Here is a 1,942-nt window from a genome sequence, read left to right as displayed (position 1 = left end):
CCCGACCTGCGGTCCGCGCAGAGCCAGCCGGTCGCGGCGCTGCTCGCCTTCGAGGTGTTCGAGGAGTGCGGGCCCGCCGTCTTCGCGCGCGCGTCCCAGCTGTGCGACTGGCTGGAGTCGGTCACCCGCCCCGACGGCGGCCTGCCGTTCGCGCTGCCGATGACCGGCCCGGACGCGGCCGGCTCCGCCCCGTTCTGGGCCACGGCCGACCCGGACGTCTCCTCGCTCCACATGACGTCGGAACTCGCGGGGGCCGCGCACCGGGTGGGCCGCGACGACCCGGCGGTACGCGACCACCCCTGGCTCGCGCGGGCCACCGCCTTCTGCCGGGAGCGGATCGCCGCCCTCGTACGGCCGCCGCATGTGATCGAGTTCCGGTTCGTGCTGGACTTCCTCGACACCGTCCACGACACGCATCCGTGGGCTCCGGCGGAGCTGGAGCGGCTCGCCGCGTTCCTGCCGAGGGACGGCAGCCCGCTGCCGGTCGACGGCGGCGCCGAGGGCGAGGCGCTGCGGCTGCTCGACTTCTCACCGCTGCCGGGCCGACCGCTGCGGGCGCTCCTCGATCCGGCGGCGATCGCCGCCGAACTGGACCGGCTCGCCGCCGACCAGCGTGAGGACGGCGGCTGGACCGTCGACTGGGTGTCCCACTCCCCCGCTGCGGCCGTGGAGTGGCGTGGGTACGCCACGGTCCGGGCCCTCACGATCCTGCGCGCCCACGGGATCCCGCTCGCGCACGACCGCTGACGGACGACCGTCGGGGCAGCGGTGGCCGGACGGTGATACCTCCGGTCGGCTCACGCAGCCGTGCGGGCGACCGGGTCCGTTTCTACGGTGACTGAATGATCATCAGATCGCTCCTGCGTCCCGCGTTCGCCGGCCCGGTGGCCCTGACCACCGGGCTGGCCGGACTGCTGACCCTCCTCCCGGCGTCGGTGTCCACCCCGACGGCCATCGCTACCGCAGCCACCGCCACCACGACCACCGCCGCCGTGCCCGCGGACCCCTCCCCGCTGTACCGGCCTGGCACCCAGGTGCGCGCGGCGTCCGGCGCGCCCGCGCCGCCCAAGAGCGTCTCCGCGCTCTCCTGGGTGGTCGCCGACGCGCGTACGGGCGCGGTCCTCGCGGCCCGTAACGCGCACCGCGCGCTGCCGCCCGCCAGCACGCTCAAGACGCTGTTCGCCGTCACCGTGCTGCCCCGGATCCCCTCCGACGCCCGGCACGACGTCACCGAGGCGGACCTCACCGGGATCGGTGACGGCAGCAGCATGGTGGGCGTGGCGCCCGGCCAGACGTACGACGTCGCCGATCTGTGGCGCGGTGTCTTCCTCAGCTCCGGCAACGACGCGGTACGGGTCCTCGCCGGGATGAACGGCGGCTGGGACTCGACGATCGCCCAGATGCAGTCCAAGGCACGGGAGTTGGGCGCGAAGGACACCCGGGTGGTCTCCCCCGACGGTTACGACGAGCCGGGGCAGGTGTCGTCGGCGTACGACCTCGCGGTGTTCGCCCGCGCCGGGCTGAAGCTGCCGGCGTTCGCGAAGCACTGCGCGACCGTCGACGCGCAGTTCCCGGGCCGCGGCGATTCGACGTTCGGCATCCAGAACACGAACAAGCTCCTGACGGGCGCCGACGGTGTCGAGCGCTACCGGGGGCTGATCGGCGTCAAGAACGGCTACACGACGAACGCCGGGAACACGCTCGTCGCGGCGGCCCGGCGCGGCGACCGCACGCTGCTGGCGACCGTGATGAATCCGCAGTCCGGTGCCTCGCAGGCGGTGTACGAGGAGGCCAGGACCCTGCTGGACTGGGGATTCGCCGCCGCGCCCGCCGTCACCCCCGTGGGGTCGCTGGAGCCGCCCCGGCCGCCGAGCCCGCCGCGACAGGCGGCCGAGGAGGAGAAGCAGGGGCCGGTCGCGCGGGCCGGGGCGGCTCCAGCGAC

The 1,942-nt window shown here is 74.8% G+C and carries 2 protein-coding genes; both read left to right on the top strand.

Features of this window, described 5'->3' with window-relative positions; genetic code table 11:
- Positions 1-747 (top strand): hypothetical protein (locus tag BHU15_RS40695; protein WP_069631120.1); only part of this gene is annotated, 747 nt, incomplete at its 5' end.
- Positions 748-842: 95 nt separating this feature from the next.
- On the top strand, positions 843-1,942 hold a 1,100-nt coding region (locus tag BHU15_RS37280), incomplete at its 3' end, for a D-alanyl-D-alanine carboxypeptidase family protein (protein ID WP_107423002.1).

Origin of the sequence: Streptomyces niveus (assembly GCF_001723055.1) — a bacterium.
GTDB classification, from domain to species: domain Bacteria; phylum Actinomycetota; class Actinomycetes; order Streptomycetales; family Streptomycetaceae; genus Streptomyces; species Streptomyces niveus.
This window is presented reverse-complemented; position numbering and strand designations above follow the sequence as displayed.